The 21,703-nt window shown below is 64.9% G+C and carries 18 protein-coding genes; 11 read left to right on the top strand and 7 right to left on the bottom strand.

The features are described 5' to 3' along the window. Positions 1-80: 80 nt before the first annotated feature. Together IVB48_RS08735 and IVB48_RS08730 are read right to left on the bottom strand one after the other, a co-directional pair. Entirely contained in the window at positions 81-293 is a 213-nt protein-coding gene (locus tag IVB48_RS08735; RefSeq protein WP_247399450.1) for a hypothetical protein, read from the bottom strand. Continuing rightward, complete coding sequence (locus IVB48_RS08730) at positions 290-964, bottom strand: aldolase (RefSeq protein ID WP_247399449.1); 675 nt, start codon at positions 962-964, stop codon at positions 290-292. Before IVB48_RS08730 ends, IVB48_RS08735 begins: the two co-directional genes overlap by 4 nt. 103 nt (positions 965-1,067) lie before the next feature. On the opposite strand from IVB48_RS08730, the gene ltnD reads away from it, so the two are divergent. The 7 genes from ltnD (at position 1,068) to IVB48_RS08695 (ending at position 12,405) form a co-directional block, all read left to right on the top strand. Then, complete coding sequence (gene ltnD / locus IVB48_RS08725; protein WP_247399448.1) at positions 1,068-1,985, top strand: L-threonate dehydrogenase; 918 nt, start codon at positions 1,068-1,070, stop codon at positions 1,983-1,985. 16 nt (positions 1,986-2,001) lie between these two features. Further along, on the top strand, positions 2,002-2,784 hold the full coding sequence (gene otnI / locus IVB48_RS08720) for a 2-oxo-tetronate isomerase (RefSeq protein ID WP_027516788.1): 783 nt from the start codon (positions 2,002-2,004) through the stop codon (positions 2,782-2,784). Then, entirely contained in the window at positions 2,781-4,073 is a 1,293-nt protein-coding gene (otnK, locus tag IVB48_RS08715; protein WP_247399446.1) for a 3-oxo-tetronate kinase, read from the top strand. Before otnI ends, otnK begins: the two co-directional genes overlap by 4 nt. Positions 4,074-4,242: 169 nt before the next feature. Continuing rightward, positions 4,243-5,934, top strand: a complete 1,692-nt coding sequence (locus IVB48_RS08710; RefSeq protein WP_247399445.1) for a methyl-accepting chemotaxis protein — start codon at positions 4,243-4,245, stop codon at positions 5,932-5,934. A 253-nt stretch (positions 5,935-6,187) separates the two neighbouring features. After that, positions 6,188-7,882, top strand: a complete 1,695-nt coding sequence (locus IVB48_RS08705; RefSeq protein ID WP_247399444.1) for a methyl-accepting chemotaxis protein — start codon at positions 6,188-6,190, stop codon at positions 7,880-7,882. 154 nt (positions 7,883-8,036) lie between these two features. Continuing rightward, complete coding sequence (locus IVB48_RS08700; RefSeq protein WP_247399438.1) at positions 8,037-11,216, top strand: efflux RND transporter permease subunit; 3,180 nt, start codon at positions 8,037-8,039, stop codon at positions 11,214-11,216. Continuing rightward, positions 11,203-12,405, top strand: coding sequence for an efflux RND transporter periplasmic adaptor subunit (locus IVB48_RS08695; RefSeq protein ID WP_247399435.1), 1,203 nt, complete (start codon positions 11,203-11,205; stop codon positions 12,403-12,405). The genes IVB48_RS08700 and IVB48_RS08695 overlap by 14 nt, the downstream gene beginning before the upstream one ends. A 107-nt stretch (positions 12,406-12,512) precedes the next feature. On the opposite strand, the gene IVB48_RS08690 is transcribed toward IVB48_RS08695, so the two are convergent. Then, entirely contained in the window at positions 12,513-14,030 is a 1,518-nt protein-coding gene (locus IVB48_RS08690) for an acetyl-CoA acetyltransferase (RefSeq protein WP_247399431.1), read from the bottom strand. A 117-nt stretch (positions 14,031-14,147) separates the two neighbouring features. Then, positions 14,148-15,281 (bottom strand): nitronate monooxygenase, encoded by a 1,134-nt coding sequence (locus IVB48_RS08685; RefSeq protein WP_247399427.1) that lies wholly within the window; start codon positions 15,279-15,281, stop codon positions 14,148-14,150. Between the two features lie 303 nt (positions 15,282-15,584). On the opposite strand from IVB48_RS08685, the gene yghU reads away from it, so the two are divergent. After that, a complete protein-coding gene (gene yghU / locus IVB48_RS08680) occupies positions 15,585-16,466 on the top strand; it encodes a glutathione-dependent disulfide-bond oxidoreductase (protein WP_247399423.1) in 882 nt (293 codons plus the stop codon). 51 nt (positions 16,467-16,517) lie between these two features. Here the strand turns inward: yghU and IVB48_RS08675 are convergent, their stop codons facing one another. The 3 genes from IVB48_RS08675 to IVB48_RS08665 all read right to left on the bottom strand — a co-directional run bounded on the left by IVB48_RS08675 (position 16,518) and on the right by IVB48_RS08665 (position 19,254). Then, entirely contained in the window at positions 16,518-17,795 is a 1,278-nt protein-coding gene (locus IVB48_RS08675) for an acyl-CoA dehydrogenase family protein (protein WP_027568951.1), read from the bottom strand. A gap of 273 nt (positions 17,796-18,068) precedes the next feature. Beyond that, positions 18,069-18,449 carry a VOC family protein gene (locus IVB48_RS08670; protein ID WP_247399420.1) on the bottom strand — a complete coding sequence of 127 codons (381 nt, stop codon included), beginning with the start codon at positions 18,447-18,449 and terminating at the stop codon, positions 18,069-18,071. Between the two features lie 25 nt (positions 18,450-18,474). Beyond that, positions 18,475-19,254 (bottom strand): SDR family oxidoreductase, encoded by a 780-nt coding sequence (locus tag IVB48_RS08665; RefSeq protein ID WP_027568953.1) that lies wholly within the window; start codon positions 19,252-19,254, stop codon positions 18,475-18,477. A gap of 165 nt (positions 19,255-19,419) precedes the next feature. Between IVB48_RS08665 and IVB48_RS08660 the strand changes: the two genes are divergently transcribed. From IVB48_RS08660 to IVB48_RS08650, 3 genes are read left to right on the top strand one after another with little or no spacing between them, the layout of a single operon-like run. Then, positions 19,420-20,208 (top strand): enoyl-CoA hydratase/isomerase, encoded by a 789-nt coding sequence (locus IVB48_RS08660; protein ID WP_247399418.1) that lies wholly within the window; start codon positions 19,420-19,422, stop codon positions 20,206-20,208. Further along, positions 20,205-21,191 (top strand): phosphotransferase family protein, encoded by a 987-nt coding sequence (locus IVB48_RS08655; protein ID WP_247399415.1) that lies wholly within the window; start codon positions 20,205-20,207, stop codon positions 21,189-21,191. Before IVB48_RS08660 ends, IVB48_RS08655 begins: the two co-directional genes overlap by 4 nt. Before the next feature lie 2 nt (positions 21,192-21,193). Beyond that, positions 21,194-21,571: a DUF6285 domain-containing protein gene (locus tag IVB48_RS08650; protein WP_247399413.1), complete on the top strand. Its 378-nt coding sequence runs from the start codon at positions 21,194-21,196 to the stop codon at positions 21,569-21,571. Positions 21,572-21,703 lie beyond the last annotated feature (132 nt).

Genomic DNA, 21,703 nt, shown 5'->3' with positions numbered 1-21,703 from the left:
TACAAGCACACTGCCGTAGCCCGGATGAGCGAAGCGATATCCGGGGCAAGTGGTCCCGCATGTCGCTTCGCTCATGCGGGCTACGATTGCGGACCATGCCTTGCTTGAGCCGCGGCCAGCAACACCGCTTCGACGATTGCGTCGAACTCATCCTTTCCGATCGGATCAATTGCGGTCAGTTCATCGTATGTCTTCGTATAGGGAGACCACCAGTGATGGTGTAAGCCAATTTCGTGGAGAACGCGGGCCGCCGCCACTATCTCACTTGGTGTAGGCCGTGCTGGATCGGTCATTCCTCGTGCCCATGCTCCGGCAGCGCCACCCCAAACACCTTCACCAGATCCGTCACCTGCTCGGGCGACAAATACCGCGGGTTCATCCCGCGCAGCAGTAGATACAGCTTCGCCGTCTCCTCCAACTCCTCGGTCGCGAACACCGCTGCTTCCAGCGTATCGCCGGCGACGACCGGGCCGTGATTGGCGAGCAGCACGGATGAGTATTTTCCCGCCAGCCCCCTGATCGCATCCGCGACCGCGGGATCGCCGGGGCGGTAATAGGGCACGAGCGCGGTGGCGCCGCATTTCATCAGATAATAGGCCGTCATCGGCGGCAGCGCGGCGCGCGGGTCGATCTCCGGCAGCATCGACAGCGCAACCGAATGAGTGGAGTGCAGATGCACGATCGCCCTTGCGCTCCCGCGCGTGGCATAGAGTGCATTGTGCAGCGGAACTTCCTTGGTCGGCGCATCGCCCGAAACCAGTCGGCCCTGATCGTCCAGCCGCGACAGTTTTGCGGGATCGAGGAAGCCGAGCGAGGCATTGGTCGGCGTCACCAGCCAGCCGCCGCCGTCCAGCCTGACGCTGATATTGCCGGAGGAGCCGGGCGTCAGCCCACGCTCGAACAGGGACCGTCCGAAGCGGCAAATGTCTTCGCGCAGCAATGTCTCGTTGCTCATGGCCGTCATGTCCGTTTGTCTCACGCTTTGGCAGCGCGGCCAAGCCGTGTTATTCGGTTGGCAAGCTGCCGCAAAAGGCGGCCCTCCGGGAAACGTCGCAAGGATCAGTTGCATGTCCGCCTCCACGTCACAGAATCAGCGCATCGCCGTCATCGGGCTCGGCTCGATGGGGTTCGGCATGGCGACCTCGCTGAAGCGCGCCGGTCATGTCGTCACCGGCTGCGACGTCTCGGCTGATGCGGTGGCTCGTTTCGTGACGGAGGGCGGCGCGGGCGCCACGACGCCGGCCGAAGCTGCCAAGGGCGCCGACATCGTCGTCAGCATCGTCGTCAATGCCGCGCAGACCGAGACGATCCTGTTCGGCAAGGATGGCGTCGCGGAAACCATGGCCAAGGACAGCGTCTTCCTGTCGTCGGCGACCATGGATCCCGACGTGGCGCGGCGTCTCGCCAAGCAGTTGGAGGCGACCGGCCGGCACTATCTGGATGCACCGATCTCCGGCGGGGCGCAGCGCGCAGCGCAGGGCGAGCTGACGATCCTCGCCTCCGGCAGTCCAACTGCGTTTGAGAAAGCGCGGCCCGCGCTCGATGCCATGGCCGCAAAGCTCTACGAACTTGGCGATGCCGCAGGCCAGGGCGCCGCCTTCAAGATGATCAACCAGTTGCTCGCCGGCGTGCATATCGCCGCCGCCAGCGAGGCGATCGCGTTCGCGGCCAAGCAGGGGCTCGATATCCGCAAGGTTTATGAGGTGATCACGGCGTCCGCCGGAAACTCCTGGATGTTCGAGAACCGCATGCCGCACGTGCTCGACGGCGATTACACCCCGCGCAGTGCGGTCGAGATTTTCGTCAAGGACCTCGGCATCATCCAGGACATGGCACGCAGTGCCAGATTCCCGGTTCCGGTCTCCGCCGCAGCACTTCAGATGTTCTTGATGACAGCCGCCGCCGGTATGGGCCGCGACGACGATGCGTCGGTGGCGCGGATGTATGCGCGGGTCACCGGCGTGAAACTGCCCGGCGACAAGTAAGGAAAAGAGGATTCCGATGCCCCGTTTTGCCGCCAATCTCTCGATGATGTTCACCGAGGTGCCGTTCCTCGACCGCTTCGATGCCGCTGCGGCAGCCGGCTTCACCGCCGTCGAGTTTCTCTTTCCCTATGAGCATCCGGCCGAGGCGGTCGGCGAGCGGCTCAAGCGCAACGGCTTGACTCAGGCGCTGTTCAACCTGCCGCCGGGCGACTGGAATGCCGGCGAGAAGGGCTTTGCGGCACTCCCGTCGCGATTCCCCGAGCTCAAGGCGAGCCTGGAGACCGCGCTTCCCTACGCCAAGGCGACCGGCGTCAAGCGGCTGCATTTGATGGCGGGCATCGCCAACCGTGGCGAGCGCGTCGCGATCGAGGCGTTCTACAAATCGGTGGCGTGGGCCGCCGAGTTCTTTGCGCCGCACGGCATCGACATCGTGCTCGAGCCGATCAATGCACGGAACGTGCCCGGCTATTTCCTCAACGATTTCGGGTTCGCGCGCGACCTGATCCAGGAGCTAAGGCTTCCGAATCTGAAACTCCAGTTCGACATCTATCACTGCCAGATCATCCATGGCGACGTCACGATGCGGCTGCGTGAGATGATGCCGGTCATCGGCCACATCCAGATCGCCAGCATCCCCTCGCGCAACGAGCCTGATGGCGAGGAGCTGAACTATCCGTTCCTGTTCGACGAACTCGACCGGCTCGGTTATGCCGGCTTCGTCGGCTGCGAATATAATCCGCGCGGCAAGACCACCGACGGCCTTGCCTGGTTCAAGCCTTATGCGGGAGTGAAGCCGTGACAGTTGCAGCGAAAATATCCCTTGGCTGCATTGCCGACGACTACACCGGCGCCTCCGACCTCGCCAACACGCTGACGCGCGCCGGCCTGCGCACCGTGCAGACCATCGGCGTGCCGGCGGACGATCTCGCGCTGCCTGAGGTCGACGCCGTTGTGGTGTCCTTGAAGAGCCGTTCGATCGAGGCCGGCCTTGCCGTGTCGCGCTCGCGCGCGGCCGAGACATGGCTGCGCGGCCGCGGCGCAAGCCACGTGCTGTTCAAGATCTGCTCGACCTTCGATTCCACCGATGCCGGCAATATCGGCCCGGTGATGGACGCGCTGCGCGCCGATGGCGGCGAGGCGGCCGTGCTGGTGACGCCGGCCTTCCCGGAGACCGGCCGCACCGTCTACCAGGGCAATCTGTTCGTCGGCGCCGTGCCGCTGAACGAGAGCCCGCTGAAGGACCATCCGCTCAACCCGATGCACGATTCCAACCTGGTGCGCGTGCTGGCGCGCCAGAGCAAGACGCAAATCGGCCTCGTCGACCTCGCCACCGTCACGCGCGGCGCGGATGCCGTGCGGGCGCGGCTGTCCGAACTCGCCGGCAAGGGCATTGGCGCGGCGATCATCGACGCCGTGTTCGATCGCGACCTCGAAACCATCGGCCTCGTCGCTGCCCAGCATCGGTTGTCGGTCGGCGCCTCCGGCATGGGCCTTGGGCTGGCGCGGGCGCTGGTGTCTACAGGCAAGGTCACATCGACCGCGGCGAGCAGCGAGGCGGCGGGGGCAGCGGTCGGCGGACCGGCGGCGTGCCTGGCCGGAAGCTGCTCGCAGGCGACGCTTCAGCAGATCGCCAATGCCGAGCGTGTCATGCCCGTGCTGCATCTCGATCCGGACCGTATTACTACGGGCGAGGACGAGGCCCAGCGCGCACTGGCCTGGGCGAAGCCGCGACTGGCGGACGGTCCGGTCCTGATCGCATCGAGCTCGACGCCGGATCAGGTCGCCGCGCTCCAGGCGCGCCATGGCCGCGACGCGGCCGGTCACGCCATCGAACAGGCGATGGCCGACATTGCCGAGGGTCTGGTGCGGGCCGGCGTCAAGCGCCTGGTCGTTGCCGGCGGGGAAACATCCGGCGCCGTGGTCGACCGGCTGAAGATTCCCGGATTTCTCGTGGGGGTGGAGATCGCAGCCGGCGTCCCGGTGCTGCGTGCAGTCGGTGCTGAAAAAGGCGACATGCTGCTCGCCTTGAAGTCCGGAAACTTCGGCGGGCCGGAGTTTTTCTCCGACGCGCTTGGGCTCATGCGCTGAGCGCAGGGCATTTTTAGCGTCGTGTTCACTTGTTTCAGGCTTCCGTACTCGTACGGAGTCGTCGTTAACGTCCGCTCAGGTGCTCTGGTGTTGGATGTCGGTGCTGCTCCCTTAGGTTGATTCGTAAAGCTTCCGGACGCGCCGCCGCGCCAGCACAAAGAGACTCCATATGCTCGCCACTATTTCCATCCGCGCCAAGATCATCAGTGTCGTGGCGTTCCTGCTGGTCGCGATGGCCGGCATGGGCCTGCTCGCCGTCATGAAGATGCGGTCGATGAATGCCAACACCGTCGACATCACCACGAGCTGGATGCCCAGCGTGCGCGTGCTCGGGGATCTCCGGGCCGGCGTGATCACCTACCGCAATGTGATCCGGGAGCACATGCTGTCGGAAACGCTGGACGAGAAACTCGCGGCAGAGAAGACGCTCGCGACCGTGGTCGAGGCCAACACCAAGTTTCGCAAAACTTACGAAGACATGATCACCTCGCCTGAAGAGCGGGCACTCTACGGTGAATGGTCCAAGCTCTGGGACGAGTACAAGAAGGGCACGCAGGAGGTCATGGCGCTGTCTCGCAAGGAGGCCGGCAAGGTCCCGCACGAGGCGCATGAGCTGAACACCAAGACGGTCAACAAGATCGGGCTTCAGGCCGACGAGGTCCTGCGCAAGGACATCGAGCTCAACACCAAGGGTGGCGACCAGGCCGCGCAGGATGCCGCTGACAGCTATTCCTTCGCTTTCATGTTGGTTTCGATCATTCTCGCCGCCGCCGTCATCATCGGCATCGGCGTCGGCTTCTACCTCGTCCAGGACGTCTCCAGCGGCATCAATTCGATCATCGAGCCGATGCAGGCGCTGGGCAAGGGCGAACTTTCCGCCGAAGTCCCGCATCGCGGTGAGAGGACCGAGATCGGCGCCATGGCCGACGTGCTCCAGATCTTCAAGGAAGCGCTGATCGCCAAGAAGGCCGCCGACGAGGCTGCCGCCGCCGATGCCGAAGCCAAGATCGAGCGCGGCCGCCGCGTCGACAACATCACCCGCGAATTCGAGACGATGATCGGCGAGATCGTTCAGACCGTGTCGTCGGCCTCGACCCAGTTGGAGGCCTCCGCCTCGACGCTGACCTCGACCGCCGACCGCTCCCAGCGGCTGGCGACCACGGTTGCCGGAGCGTCGGAGGAAGCCTCGACCAACGTGCAGTCGGTGGCCTCGGCCACCGAGGAGATGGCCTCATCGGTCGGCGAGATCAGCCGTCAGGTGCAGGAATCTGCGCGGATGGCTGGCGATGCCGTCGGTCAGGCGCGCACCACCACCGAACGCGTCAGCGAGCTCTCCAAGGCAGCCTCGCGCATCGGCGACGTCGTCGAGCTCATCAACACCATCGCAGGCCAGACCAACCTGTTGGCGCTGAACGCGACCATCGAGGCCGCGCGCGCCGGCGAAGCCGGCCGCGGCTTTGCGGTCGTCGCCTCCGAGGTGAAGGCGCTCGCCGAGCAGACCGCGAAGGCGACCGGTGAGATCGGCCAGCAGATTTCCGGCATCCAGGCGGCGACCAACGACTCGGTCGGCGCCATCAAGGAGATCTCGTCGACCATCGAGCGTCTGTCGGAGATCTCGTCGGCGATCGCGGCGGCCGTGGAAGAGCAGGGCGCGGCGACCCAGGAGATCGCCCGCAACGTCCAGCAGGCGGCGCAGGGCACCCAGCAGGTCTCCTCCAACATCACCGACGTGCAGCGCGGCGCGACCGAGACCGGCACGGCCTCCTCGCAGGTGCTGTCGGCGGCGCAGATGCTGTCGCACGACTCGAACCGGCTCAAGACCGAAGTCAGCAAGTTCCTGACCAACGTCCGCGCGGCGTAACGACCGAGGCGCGCGGCGTAAACCCCCGCGTCAACATCCATTGACGAAAGAGCGGCGCCGCAAGCGCCGCTCTTTTTTTCGAGCGCCGGTAGCCCGATGTCGGTAGCAGGTACCATCATGGGGGTTCCGCGGAAGTGGGCGGGTGGTCTCCTTCATTGATAGTTAAATTCGGCTTACGAGAATGGTCTCAAGGACCGCCGGTTGCAGCCCTGATTGGAATAGCCGCTTATTTCATCCAACTTCTGGGGCTCACATGCGCAAGAATTTACCCGTCACCGATGTCGAATATCCCGTCAGCGACGAGACGCTGATCGTCTCCCGGACCGACCTCAAGGGCAAGCTCACTTACTTCAACGACGATTTTCTCGCAGCAGCCGGCTTCACGTCTGCGGAGCTGATGGGCCAGCCGCATAACATCGTCCGTCACCCGGACATGCCGCCGGAGGCGTTCGACAATCTCTGGGACACGCTGAAGGCCGGCAAGCCGTGGCTCGGCGCGGTGAAGAACCGCCGCAAGAACGGCGATTTCTACTGGGTGCTGGCGACGGCGTCGCCGATTCGCGAGAACGGCCAAGTCACGGGCTTTACTTCGATCCGCACCAAACTGCCAGCCGACCAGCGCAAGCTGGCCGAAGAGGTCTACGCGGCGATCCGCGAGAAGAAGCCGCATGGTTATCGCGTTGACGCCGGCATCATCCGCCGCCGCTCGCTGCTCGACCATTTTGCGGTCTTCACCAGGACGCTGAAGGCGCGCCTGGCCACCACGATGGCGCTCCAGTTGCTGTTCGTGCTCGCGCTTGGCATCGGCGGAGCGCTCTCGACCGGCGGTACGACCAGCCTGAGCCTGGCGCTGCTGGCCGTCGCCGGCGCTGCCGTCCTCGGCTTTGCCGGCCTTACGACCATGCGCGCCGTCCAGGGGCCAATGCAGCAGCTCAACGACACCTTGGTCAACCTCGTCCAGGACAAGCTGGACAACCGCATCCTGATCGAGCGTGACGACGAGATCGGCGAGTCGCTGCGCAATCTGCAGACGGTGCAGACGATCATCCGCTTCAGCCGCGACGAGGTGCAGGCGGTGCAGCGCCGCGCCGAGGGACAGCGCAAGGCCGACATGACAAAGCTTGCCGACGGCTTCGAGGCCGCGGTCGGCGAAATCGTCGAGACCGTATCGTCGGCTGCGACCGAGCTCGAGGCGTCGGCCTCGACGCTGACCTCGACCGCCGGTCGGGCGCAGGAATTGGCGACGGTGGTCGCGTCCGCCTCGGAAGAAGCCTCCACCAACGTCCATTCAGTGGCGTCCGCCGCCGAAGAGATGTCCTCCTCGGTGCGTGAGATCAGCCGGCAGGTGCAGGAATCCGCCCGGATCGCAGGGGAGGCCGTCAGCCAGGCGCAATCCACCACCGAACGCGTCAGCGAATTGTCGCGGGCGGCGTCCCGGATCGGCGACGTCGTCGAGCTCATCAACGCCATTGCAGGCCAGACAAATCTGCTGGCGCTGAATGCGACGATCGAGGCGGCTCGTGCCGGCGAGGCCGGCCGCGGCTTTGCGGTCGTTGCCTCGGAGGTGAAGGCGCTCGCCGAGCAGACGGCCAAGGCCACCGGCGAAATCGGCCAGCAGATCGGCGGCATCCAGACGGCGACGCAGGAATCGGTTGGTGCCATCGGCGAGATCAGCGGCACGATCGCCCGCCTGTCGGAAATCTCTTCGGCGATCGCGGCGGCGGTGGAGGAGCAGGGCGCGGCCACCCAGGAGATCGCTCGCAACGTGCAGCAGGCTGCCCAAGGCACCCAGCAGGTGTCAGCCAATGTCGGCGAGGTGCAGCACGGTGCCTCCGAAACCGGGTCGGCGTCCTCGCAAGTGTTGTCGGCGGCGCAGATGCTGTCTCGCGATTCGAGCCGCCTCAAGCTCGAAGTCGGCAAGTTCCTGGACTCGGTCCGCGCCGCATGAGGCCGCCGCATGGCCGCAGTGCGCGTTCCGCAGTGCGGTAGCACGGAAGTGAATGCCGGAAATTGGCGTTTCCGGCGGTGCTCGGGTAAAGGGAGGGAGGGATCCCCGTGGGGGCGGATTCCGTATCCTCGCTTGACCTGGAATTTTCCGGCGAATGATTGCTCTGGTCCGTATTGCCCTGAGCCGGCCCTACACGTTTGTCGTGCTCGCGCTCCTGCTTCTGATCATCGGACCGCTGGCGGCGCTGCGGACGCCGACCGACATCTTTCCGGACATCCGCATTCCCGTGATCGGCGTGGTCTGGCAATACACCGGCCTGCCGCCCGACCAGATGTCGGGCCGCATCACCACGCCGTTCCAGCGCGCGCTGACGACGACGGTCAACGACATCGAGCACATCACCGCCAATTCCTATAACGGCTTTGGCATCATCAAGATCTTCTTCCAGCCGAACGTCGACATTCGCACCGCCAATGCGCAGGTCACCGCGATCTCGCAGACGCTGATCAAGCAGATGCCGCCGGGCGCGACGCCGCCTCTGATCCTGAACTACTCCGCCTCCACCGTGCCGATCGTCCAGGTGGCGCTGTCGGGCGACGGGCTGACCGAGCAGAACCTCGCCGATATCGGCATCAACCAGCTGCGAACGCCGCTGGTCACCGTGCCTGGCGCAGCTATCCCGTACCCGTTTGGCGGCAAGCAGCGCCAGGTCCAGATCGACCTCGACCCGACCGCGCTCCAGGCGAGGGGCCTGTCCGGCCAGGACGTCGCCAACGCGCTCGCGGCCCAGAACCTGATCACGCCGGTCGGCACCCAGAAGATCGGGCAGTTCGAATACATCATTCAGCTCAACAACTCGCCGCTGAAGATCGACGAGCTCGGCAATCTGCCGATCAAGACCGTCAATGGCGCGATGGTCTATGTGCGCGACGTCGCGACCGTGCGCGACGGCAACCCGCCGCAGACCAACATCGTCCACGTCGACGGCAACCGCTCGGTGCTCATGATGGTGCTGAAGGCGGGCGCGACCTCGACGCTCGACATCATCGCGGGCATCAAGCAGAAGGTGATCGACGTCAAGGATCAGCTGCCGGACGGGCTCAAGATCGGCTTCATCGGTGATCAGTCGGTGTTCGTCCGCGGCGCCATCGAAGGCGTCGCGTTCGAAGGCGTGATCGCGGCGCTGCTCACCAGCATCATGATCCTGCTGTTCCTCGGCAGCTGGCGCTCGACCGTCATCATCGCGGTCTCGATCCCGCTCTCCGTGCTCGGCGCCATCATCATGCTGTCGGCGATCGGCGAGACGCTGAACATCATGACGCTCGGCGGCCTGGCTCTCGCGGTCGGCATCCTCGTCGACGACGCCACCGTCACGATCGAGAACATCAATTATCATCTGGAGCAGGGCAAGCCGGTCGAGCAGTCGATCCTCGACGGCGCCAACCAGATCGTGACGCCGGCCTTCGTCTCGCTGCTCTGCATCTGCATCGTGTTCGTGCCGATGTTCTTCCTCACCGGCGTGGCGCGCTTCCTGTTCGTGCCGATGGCGGAAGCGGTGATGTTCGCGATGATCTGGTCGTTCCTGCTGTCGCGTACGTTGGTGCCGACCATGGCGAACTATCTGTTGCAGGCACATGTCCATCACGAGGACGGTCCGCCGAAGTCGCGCAATCCCCTGGTGTGGTTCCAGCGCGGTTTCGAGGCTCGCTTCGAGCGTATTCGCGGCGGCTACCACAGTTTCCTCGGGCTCGCGCTCGCGCACCGTCCGGTGTTCGTGATCGGCTTCCTCTGCGTGGTCGGCGCGTCCTTCGCGCTGGTGCCGTTCCTCGGGCGCAACTTCTTCCCCGCGGTCGATGCCGGCAACATCCTGATGCACGTCCGCACCCAGGTCGGCACCCGCGTCGAGGAGACCGCGAACCAGCTCGCCGACGTGCAGAAGGCGATCCGCAAGCTGATCCCGGGCGAGATCGAAACGCTGACCGACAACATCGGCATGCCGATCTCCGGCATCAACATGACCTACAACAACACCGGCGTGATCGGCCCGCAGGATGGCGACATCCAGATCAAGCTGAAGGAAGGCCACAAGCCGACCGAGGAGCATGTGCGCGTGCTGCGTGAGCAACTGCCGCGGCTGTTCCCCGGCGTCAGCTTCGCCTTCCTGCCGGCCGACATCGTCAGCCAGATCCTGAACTTCGGCGCGCCGGCGCCGATCGACCTGCAGATCCGCGGCGCCAATCTCAGCGCCAACTTCGCGTATGCCAACAATCTGCTGGCCAAGGTCCGCAGGATTCCCGGCGTCGCCGATGCGCGGATCCAGCAGTCGCCGAACAATCCGACCTTCAACATCGATGTCGACCGCACCCGCGCGCAATATGTCGGCCTGACCGAGCGCGACGTCACCAACAGTCTCGTGGTCAATCTTGCCGGCTCATCGCAGGTGGCGCCGACCTACTACCTTAATCCGGATAATGGCGTGTCCTATTCGATCGTGATGCAGACGCCGCAATATCAGATGGATTCGCTCAGCGCGCTTCAGACGTTGCCGATCACGGCCGCCGGCAATTCGCAGTCGCCGATCCTCGGCGGCATCGCCGACATCAAGCGCTCGACCTCGAGCGCGGTGGTCTCGCAATACGACATCCAGTCGATGGTGCAGATTTTCGCCACGACCTCGGGCCGCGATCTCGGTGCGGTCGCGACCGACATCCGGCAGGTGATCGCCGACACCGCCAAGGAGGTGCCGAAAGGCTCTTCCGTGGTGCTGCTCGGCCAGGTGCAGACCATGAACAGCGCCTTCACCGGCTTGTTGTTCGGCCTGCTCGGGGCGGTCGTCCTGATCTATTTCCTGATCGTCGTGAACTTCCAGTCCTGGTCCGATCCGTTCGTGATCATCACCGCGCTGCCTGCCGCGCTCGCCGGCATCGTCTGGATGCTGTTCGCCACGGAGACGACGCTGTCGGTACCGGCGCTGACCGGCGCCATCATGTGCATGGGCGTTGCCACCGCCAACAGCGTGCTCGTGATCTCGTTCGCGCGCGAGCGCTACGAGGAGCTCGGCGATCCCATCGCCGCGGCGCTGGAAGCCGGCTTCGTCCGGTTCCGCCCGGTGCTGATGACCGCGCTCGCAATGATCATCGGCATGGCGCCCATGGCCCTGGGGCTCGGCGAGGGCGGCGAGCAGAATGCGCCGCTCGGCCGCGCCGTGATCGGCGGCCTGATCTTTGCAACCTTCGCCACGCTGATGTTTGTTCCCGTGGTGTTCAGCATGGTACACAAGAAGCAAGGCGCCAAATCCGCCGCCTCCCTGGAGACCCCGCATGTCGCCCACTGAACCCCGCTCGCCGGTGTCGCACCGGAAACTGGGCCTTTTCGGCGTGGTGGCGCTGATCGCGGCGGGGCTGGTCGTGGGCACCGGCATCCGTGCCCGCGAGGAGCAGGGCTCCAGGCTGAAGGCATGGACCGATGACCAGGCCGTTCCCAGCGTCGCGGTGACGCTGCCCAATGCCAAGGCTCCCAATTCGACCATCGACTTGCCGGGCCGTCTCGAAGCCTATTATCGCGCGCCGATCTTCGCCCGCGTTCCCGGCTATCTCAAAAGCTGGAGCGCCGATATCGGTGCGCGGGTGAAGGCCGGTCAGGTGATCGCAGAGATCGAGGCGCCCGACCTCGACCAGCAACTGCTTCAGGCCCGCGCCGACCTCGCCAGCCAGCAGTCCAGCGCCAGGCTGTCGGAAGCCACCCTCAACCGCCGCAAGACGCTGGTCGCCTCCAATTTCGTCTCCGCGCAGGAGATCGACGAGCGTACCGCCGATCTCTCCAACAAGAACGCGGCGGTTCGCTCGGGCCAGGCCAATGTCGAGCGCCTCGAGGCGCTGGCCGGTTACAAGAAGATCACCGCTCCGTTTGACGGTGTTGTCACGGCGCGAGACACTGACGTCGGTGCGCTGATCAATTCAGGCGGCGGCTCGGGCCCGGCGATGTTCGTGGTCTCCGACATCACCAAGCTGCGCGTCTATATCAACGTGCCCCAGAACTACGTGCCCGCGATCAAGATCGGCGCCAAGGCCGCCATCGTGCTGCCGGAGTATCCGAACCGGACCTTCCAGGCGACGGTGGAGGCTTCCTCACAGGCGGTTGACGTCGCCTCCGGCACGACACGCATGCAACTCGGTCTCGATAATTCCTCAGGCGAGCTGATGCCCGGCGGCTACGCCAGCGTGAAGCTCAGCCTGCAGCGCGACACCGCGCCGCTCAGCATTCCCGCCAGCGCGCTGATCTTCAACGGCAGCGGCCTGCGCGTCGCAACCGTCGGTCCGGACGACAAGGTGCTGTTCAAGCCGGTGACCATCGCGCGCGATCTTGGCAAGGAAATCGAGCTCGCCTCGGGAATTGCAGCGGACGACCGCGTCATCACGGCACCACCGGACGGCCTTTCCGACGGCGACCAGGTCCGCGTGACAGGCGCCGGCGCCAAGGGCAAGCCGGCGACCGCGTCGGAAAAGCAGGCGCCGAAGGGGTAGCCTCGATTTCGTAGGGTGGGCAAAGCGAAGCGTGCCCACCATCTCTCTGCGGTCCTAAAAAGATTGGTGGGCACGGCGCAAGAGCGCCTTTGCCCACCCTACGAGAGCTACGCCACCCGCCACTCCGGCACGCCATCCGCAGCCATCGCGATCTCGCCCAGCGAACCCACCGGCGTCCTGTTCAAGTCGAGCAGATGCGCCAGCGTCGCCGCGTCGCTCGCGGGAATCCGCGCCAGTGTGCGCCTGTCATCTTCGGTCCGCAGCATCACCACGCCATGCTCGACATCGCCGCCCCGGCCGTAGAGCACCGTAAAGGTCTCGACCTTGCCTTTGCCCGAGACATCCGTGACGAACTCCGGCACGGCGCGCTTGTTGCTGTCTGCCGCCGCCTGCACGCTCGTCTCCTGTGCCAGCGCTTCACGCGGCGGCACCTTCGATATCACCAGCGCATGATGCTTGGTGACGAAGCCCCCCTGGCCGTAGAGCAGGCCGAGCTTTGCGCCGTCGCGCACACGCCGCACCATCGCGCAGGCGGCATGGGTCATGTAGGTGTTGAGCGGCGCACCGAAGAAGGTGAGGCCGCCTGTTACGGTCGGCTTCACGTCCGCACCCAGGCCCAGCGTCCGCCGCGCCATCTTGGGCACGCACGGGAAGCAGCTATAGAGCTCTATCGCATCGAATTTCTTGCCGTCGCCGCCGGCGAGATCCATCGCAGCCTTCAAGACGGCGTTCTGCGGATGGCTCTCGTAAAACTGGTCGCGGAGGAGATAGTCGCGCGGTTCTTCCGCCGAGGCGCCGCCGAGTGGATAGACCAGCTTGTCCTCGGCGATGCCTGCCGCACGCGCCTTGGTGAGGCTGGTGAGCAGCAGTGCGCCGCCCATGTTGACGCTCGGGTTGGCAACCATCAGCTTGTTGTAGGGCCAGGCGATCAGGCGGTTGTCTGCCGTCGGCGTCGTGATTTCGTCGGGCGTATAGCGCCGCTTCAGCCAGGCGTTGGGATTTTGCGCAGCGGCCTCGGAATAGCGTGACCAGAGTGTACCCGACTCTGCCATCGCCTCGCGCGGTGTCTGGCCCCAATGGGCGGACGATGCCGCTTCATAGAACGGATAGACCGTCACGGGTCGGAACACGCCGAACTTCACGGCTAAGGGTTTCTGGAACGCCGCGCCGCGTTTCGGCTCCTCGACGTCATGGGCGAACGGCGTCCATGGCAGCTTCGCGCCGGCGCGCTCCGCCTTGGTCGCCGTCGACTGTGCCTCCGCGCCGCAAACTGCGGCAACACTGCATTCACCCCGCGCGATGCGCTTTGCTGCCTCGTGGATGTAGCGGATCGGGCTCTCGCCGCCGACCGGGCCGTAATAGCAATGCGAAGGCGAGATGCCGAGCCGTTGCGCCAGCAGCTTTTCCGGATCGCGATAGCGCCAGCTCAGGAAGTTGACGACGTCGAGCGACTGCACCTCGCCGAGCAGCCTTGCGCCGGCATCTGCTTCCGCGCGCAGCAGCGCCTGTTCGAGCAGGTCGAGCGGTTCGAGGCCTTCGGTGATCTCCTTGGGGCGGTCGGCGATCTCGCCGACGCCGACGATGACGGGAATGCGGTCTTCGGGGGTATGTTTCTTATCTGTCATGCTTCAATTCACGATGTCAGTTGTTTCGTCATTGCGAGCGCAGCGAAGCAATCCAGGGTTTTTCCGCGATGGTAGTCTGGATTGCTTCGCTGCGCTCGCAATGACGGTATGTGGCAATCACTCCGCCACCAGCGCATTCATGTGCTCGACGGCTTCGGCAAACTCTTCCTTGAACTCCTGCACCACCGCGCCGGCCGATTTCACGCTGTCGATCAGCCCGACGCCCTGGCCGACGAAGTAACTCACGAGATCGCGGGCCTTCGCGTTGCCGCCCGCCGCCGCGCGGTCGATCGCGTTGAAGGCGTCGCGGCTGACGATGCTTTGCAGCGGCATCGGCAATGCGCCGGGGCTCTCGGCTGCGCGGTCCCAGGCGTCGGTCCAGACCGAGCGAAGCTGCCGCGCCGGCTTTCCGGTGCGGCCCTTCGAGCGCACCGCATCGCGCGACGATGCCGCGATCATCTTCTCACGAAAGATCTCCGTGGTCTCGGCCTCGACGGTGGCAAGCCACACCGAGCCGGTCCAGGCGCCGGCCGCGCCCATCGCCATGCAGGCCGCCATCTGCCGTCCGGTCATGATGCCGCCGGCCGCCAGCACCGGCACGTCGCGGATATTCTTGATCGCCTTGATCACCTCGGGCACCAGCACCATGGTCGAGACCTCGCCGCAATGGCCGCCGGCTTCGGTACCCTGGACCACGAGGATATCGACGCCGGCCGCGACCTGGCGCAGCGCGTGCTCCTTGGCCCCGACCAGCGCAGCGACCGGCACGCCGTGCTTCCTGCCCATCTCGATCATGGCCTTCGGCGGCACGCCCAAGGCATTGGCGATCAGGCGGATCGGGTGCTTGAACGAGACCTCCAGCAGCTCCAACGCGGTCCTACCATCGAACGGCTGCGGCTGATTGTCGGCGACCTCGGTGGTCGTGAGTTCGATGTCGTATCTCTTCAGGAGATCGCGCGTGTAGTCGCGATGCGCCTGCGGCACGCGTGCTTCAAGGCTCTTCCAGGTGACGTCCTTCTCGCCCGCAGTCGAGATGTTTTCGGGGATCAGCACATCGATGCCGTAGGGCTTGCCGTCGACGTGATCGTCGATCCATTTCAGCTCGCGCTCCAGCGTATCCGGCGTGTGCACGGTGGCACCTAACACGCCAAATCCGCCGGCGCGGCTGACGGCGGCGACGACATCGCGGCAATGGCTGAAGGCGAGCAGGGGGAAATCGATGCCCAGCATGTCGCAGATCGGCGATTTCATCGTTCTCTCCCGGCGGCCCCGCGTTGCTGTTGTTGCAATCTTGAGCGAAGGCTCATCGAGCTAGCCCATCGTCTTGCGCCATGCCAATCCGGATTCGGCAGCGCATCTTGCGTGCACACGCCGTATTGCGCGAAGCCGTACGCCCGGCTCGACAGATGCGGATTCTCGTGATGGCCGTCCTCGGCAACGTCGGATGCATGACGCGGCCTCGAGGCCCGCGCCGGACGCAGGGCCGGCAGGGCTTGCCATCGGCCGTCCGTGGGCTAATTAATGCAGACGCATCTTTTTCGCCGGAGCCTTCTCATGACCGACGCCCCCGCCTACGTGCCGCCCAAGGTCTGGACCTGGAACAAGGAGAACGGCGGACAGTTCGCCAGTATCAACCGTCCCATCGCCGGTCCCACCCATGACAAGGAGCTGCCGGTCGGCAAGCATCCCTTCCAGCTCTATTCGCTGGCGACGCCGAACGGGGTGAAGGTCACGGTCATGCTGGAGGAGCTTCTGGCGCTCGGCCACAAGGGCGCGGAATACGACGCCTGGCTCATCAAGATCGGCAACGGCGACCAGTTCGGCAGCGGTTTTGTCGACATCAATCCGAATTCCAAGATCCCGGCGCTGATGGACCGCTCCGGCCCGGAGCCGATCCGGGTGTTCGAGTCCGGCTCCATCCTCTTCTACCTCGCGGAAAAGTTCGGCGCGTTCCTGCCGAAGGACATCAAGAGCCGCACCGAGGCGATGTCGTGGCTGTTCTGGCAGATGGGCAGCGCGCCCTATCTCGGCGGTGGCTTCGGCCATTTCTACGCCTACGCGCCGACCAAGATCGAATATGCCATCGACCGTTTCGCAATGGAGACCAAGCGCCAGCTCGACGTGCTCGACCGCCGGCTCGCCGACAACGAATATCTCGCCGGCAGCGAATACACCATCGCCGACATGGCGGTATGGCCCTGGTACGGCGCGCTCGCCAAGGGGCTGGTCTATGGCGCCGGCGAATTCCTCTCGGTGCAGGACTACAAGCACGTGCAGCGCTGGACCGACCAGATCGCCAAGCGCCCGGCCGTCAAGCGCGGCCGCATGGTCAACCGCGTCTCCGGCGATCCCGCCAGCCAGCTCCACGAGCGGCATGATGCCGGCGATTTCGAGACCAAGACGCAGGACAAGATCGGCGAGGTCGCCGCGTCGTAGGGCGGTTAGCGCCCTCTCCCCGTGAGAACGAGGAGAGGGAGAGGCTGGGCCTTACGCCATGCTCAGCTCGTGGCGTCCCACCACCATCCAGTGCACCTCGTCCGGACCGTCCGCGAAGCGCAGATGGCGGACATCCTGGTACATTTCGGCGAGCGGGGTCCAGTGCGAGATGCCGGTGGCGCCGTGCATCTGGATCGACTGATCGATGATCTTGCAAGCTCGCTCCGGCACCATGGCCTTGACCATGGAGACCCAGACGCGAGCCTCCTTGTTGCCGAGCACGTCCATGGCCTTGGCGGCCTTCAGCACCATCAGCCGCATCGCCTCGATCTCGCAGCGCGCCTGCGCGATGATCTGCATATTGCCGCCGAGATGGGCGATCTTCTTGCCGAAGGCTTCGCGGGTGAGGCCACGCTGCACCATCAAATCGAGCGCCTTCTCCGCCTTGCCGATGGTGCGCATGCAGTGATGGATGCGGCCCGGGCCCAGCCGAAGCTGCGAGATCTCGAAGCCGCGGCCTTCGCCGAGCAGAATGTTCTCCTTGGGCACGCGCACATTGTTGAAGCGCATATGCATGTGGCCGCGCGGCGCGTGGTCCTGGCCGAACACGTACATGGGGCCGAGCACCTCGACGCCGGGCGTGTCGCGCGGCACCAGGATCTGCGACTGCTGCTTGCTCGGCGCCGCATCCGGATTGGTCTTCACCATCACGATGAGGATCTTGCAACGGGGATCGCCGACGCCGGAGATGTAATACTTCTCGCCGTTGATGACCCATTCGTCGCCGACGAGCTTTGCACTCGTCGAGATGTTCTTGGCATCGGAGGAGGCGACGTTCGGCTCGGTCATGACATAGGCCGAGCGGATCTCGCCGTTCATGAGCGGCTTCAGCCACTTCTCCTTCTGCTCCTTGGTGCCGACGCGCTCTAGCACCTCCATGTTGCCGGTATCAGGCGCCGAGCAGTTCATGCTCTCCGAGGCCAGCGGGCTCTTGCCGAGCTCGGAGGCGATATAGGCGTAGTCGAGATTCTTCAGGCCCTGGCCGGTCTCGTCGTCGGGCAGGAAGAAGTTCCAGAGGCCTTCCTGCTTGGCCTTGTTCTTGGCCTTCTCCAGCACCTCGAGCTGCTTCGGCGTGAAGCTCCAGCGGTCTTGCTTGCCTTCGCCGGCCTTGGCGAACTCGATCGACATCGGCTCGACGGTGTCGCGGATGAACTTCCTGACGTGATCATAGAGCGGCCGGACCTGGTCCGACATCCTGAGGTCGTTGAGCTCGTCGCCGGGATTGAGGGTGTAGTTGGTGGTGCGGGGAATATAGGTGTGTTTTGTCATTGTTCCTCCCGGGGGCGCTGAGATCGTGTTGGACGCGAGAATAGTCGCAGCGTCGCCAAAGTGCGAGCGCGCATTTTTTCAACGCGAGCCCTGCCATGCGATGGAATATCGCGGGCGTTTGAAATGTTGTTTGAATGGGGCTGCATTCTCGCTGTCATCGCCCGACTTGATCGTACGATCCAGTACTCCGTGACGTCGGTGATTCATGAAGAAGCCGCGGCGTACTGGATGCCCCGGTCAAGCCGGGGCATGACAGTGGTGCTTGCGGCTGGCTCAGTTCGCCATCCGATGCATCGCGCAGATTTTGTTGCCATCCAGGTCGCGCAAATACGCGATATAGAGATTGACGCCGGGGCCTTGGCGGATGCCGGGAGGATCTTCGCAGGGAATGCCGCCGGCAGCGATGCCGGCCGTATGCCATGCATTGACCTGCTCCGGCGAGTTGGCGGCAAAGCCGATGGTGCCGCCATTCGCAGGCGTCGCCGCTTCGCCGTTGATCGGCTTTGTGACCGAGAACACGCCGGTCTTGGTGATGTAGAAGATGCGATGGCCGTCGACGCGCGCCGGCCGCACCTCGAGCGTGGACAGCAAATTGTCGTAAAAGCCCTTGGCCTTGTCGAGGTCGTTGGTGCCGATCATGACGTGTGAAAACATGTGCTCGTTCCCCTCATTATGAAAATCAAAACGCCGTATAACCGCCGTCGATCACGAACGTATCCGCCGTGTGGTACGACGACGCCTTGCTCATCAGATACACCGCGATGCCGCCGAAATCGCTGGCCTCGCCGAAGCGCCGCACCGGAATTCGCGGCATCACGTTGGCCACGAATTTTTCGTTAGCCATCAGGCCCGACGTCATGTCGCTCTTGATCCAGCCGGGCAGGATCGCATTCGCGGTGACGCCGTGGCGCGCCAGCTCGACGCCGAGCGCGCGGACCAGCGCGTTGATCGCGGCCTTGGTCGCCGCGTAGTGCTCGTTGCGGGCGGTGCCGAAGATCGAGGCGAGGCTCGAGGTCGCCACCAGCCGGCCGAAGGGATCGCCCGCCTCGGCGCGCTGGGTCATGTGTTTCGCGGCCGTCTGGAACGCGTGGAACACGCCGTCGAGATTGGTCGCAAACATTGTGCGCCATTCCTCTTCGGTGCGTTCGATGAAGGAGCGCCGGCCGCCGCCGCCGATGCCGGCATTGGCGAAGCAGCCGTCGACGCGGCCGAATGTGTCCAGCGTGGCCTTCATCGCGGCATTGACCGAGGCCGGGTCGGTGACGTCGCAGACCCGCGCGTCGACCTTGCCGGGCAAGCCCGCCAGGCTCGCGGCAGCGCTGCTGTTCTTGTCAGGATTGCGGCCCCAGATCGAGACGTTGCAGCCCTGGCCGGCGAGCGCCTGCGCGATGCCGAGTCCGATCCCGCCATTGCCGCCGGTGATCACGGCGACCCGTCCTGAAAGGTCGAAAAGGTTCATGGCGCGTTTCCTGTTTTTGCTTGGCGCGCATCAGCCGCTGCGCGCAAGATTGCTTGCTATGCTCCGATCACCATGGACAAGACCGCGCCAAAAATCAAATATGCGCCCCGGCAAAAGCAATTCCGGTCTGCGAAACTGGTGCAGGCCGCAACTCACGAGGAAACCATGCAGTTCAAACACGTCACGCTCGATCTCGATGGTTCGGTCGCGATCCTCAAGCTCGACCATCAGGAGGTGATGAACGCGGTCTCCGTCGACATGCTGGGCGGTCTCGCGGAAGCGCTCGACGCGATCGAGGAAAAGAAGGACGAGGTGCGCTGCGTCGTGCTCACCGGCGCGGGACGGGCGTTCTGCACCGGCGCCAATCTGCAGGGCCGCAATAACCAGTCGAAGAAGACCAAGGCCGGCCTGACGCTCGAGACCGGCTTTCATCCCTTCCTGCGCCGCATCCGCAATCTGCATTGCCCGATCGTGACTGCGGTCAACGGCCCGGCGGCCGGCGCCGGCATGAGCTTCGCGCTGCTCGGCGACATGATTTTATGCGCGCGCTCGTCCTATTTCCTGCAAGCCTTCCGCCGTATCGGCCTCGTGCCGGATTGCGGCTCGACCTGGCTCTTGCCGCGGCTGATCGGCAAGGCCCGCTCGATCGAATTGTCGCTGATGGGCGAGCGGCTTCCCGCCGAGAAGGCGCTGGAATGGGGCCTCGTCAACCGCGTCTATGATGACGGCGTGCTGATGGAGGAGGCGATGAAGCTCGCGCGCGACCTCGCCAGCGGCCCGACGGTCGCGCTGTCGCTGATCCGCAAGCTCTATTGGGACAGCCCGGAAAATTCCTTCGAGGATCAGCTCAATCTCGAATTCCAATGCCAGCTCCGCGCCGGCGACACGGATGATTTCCGCGAAGGCGTCGTCGCGTTCCTGGAGAAGCGTCCTGCGCAGTTCAAGGGCAAATGATCGAGCCCGAGCTCTCCCGCAGCGTTGCGCGCTGGTGCAAGGGGGCGACCGGCGTGACGGGCGCGGCCAAGCTGTCCGGCGGCGCCAGCCAGGAGACCTGGCGCTTCGACATCGTGCATCCCGACGGGCCGATCGGTGCGATCTTGCGCCGCTCGCCGAAAGGCTATGGCGCGGCGCCGACGCGCGCGGCGGGTCTTGCCGCCGAAGCGCAACTGATGCAGCTCGCCTATGAGGCCGGCGTGCCGTCGCCGCGCGTGATGCATGTGCTGGTGCCGGACGACGATCTCGGCACCGGCTTCATCATGCAGCGCGTCGAGGGAGAAACCATCGCGCGCAAGATCCTGCGCGACGACGAGTTCGCCGCGGCGCGGCCGCTTCTCGCACGGCAGATCGGCGGCGTGCTCGCGAAGCTGCACAGGCTATCAGGCGACAAATTGCCCAAGCTGCGCAGCCGGTCCGCGACCCAGGAGATCGGCGAGTTCGAACGCGATTATCGCAGCCTGGACTGGCCAAAGCCGGTGTTCGAATTGGCGCTGCGCTGGCTGCGCGACCAGGACCCGGGTCCCGCCGGCGAGACGACGCTGGTGCATGGCGATTTCCGCAACGGCAATCTCATCATCGGTGCCGGCGGCGTGCGTGCGGTGCTGGACTGGGAGCTCGCCCATCTCGGCGATCCCATGGAGGATCTCGGCTGGGTCTGCGTCAACTCCTGGCGCTTTGGCGAGATCGACAAGCCGGTCGGCGGCTTTGGCTCGCGTGAGGAGCTGTTCGCCGGCTATGAGGCGGCTGGGCGGAAGGTCGATCCATCGCGTGTCAAATTCTGGGAAGTGATGGGCACGCTGCGCTGGGGCATCATGTGCGGCGGCATGATGCAGCGCTTTCGCGAAAGTCCGGACCATTCGATGGAACGCGCCATGATCGGCCGTCGCGCTTCCGAGACCGAGATCGATCTGTTGCGGCTGCTCGCGCCGCGGGGGAGTTGACCATGCAGGACGAGCCGACCCCGATCGAGCTGACCAAGTCAGTCGCCGATTTCCTCCGCAACGACATCAGGCCGCTGATCTCCGGCCACCAGGCCTTCAAGCTGCGCGTCGCCATCAACATCCTCGATCTCGTGACACGGCAGTTGACGCGGGAAGAGGGGAGCGATGCTGCGGAGGTGGCGCGGCTGCGCGGGTTGCTTGGCATGGACGGCTCGGTCACGGACCTGAACCGCGCGCTCGCCGAGCGCATCGCCAAAGGCGAGGTCGATCTGGCAACGCCGGGCCTCGCCGAGCATCTGTGGCAGACGACGATGGACAAACTTGCCGTCGACCAGCCGAGTTATGCATCGTACAAGCGCGAGTTGGGGCGAGACGGGTAAGCGGCGCCTAATTCTCCGCGGTCATCGCCCGCGAAGGCGGGCGATCCAGTATTCCAGAGACGGCAGTGATTGGGCTGAGAAGCCGCGGCGTACTGGATGCCCCGGTCAAGCCGGGGCATGACACCGGTGGTG

This window comes from Bradyrhizobium sp. 76, assembly GCF_023073025.1.
Lineage (GTDB): Bacteria > Pseudomonadota > Alphaproteobacteria > Rhizobiales > Xanthobacteraceae > Bradyrhizobium.
This window is presented reverse-complemented; position numbering and strand designations above follow the sequence as displayed.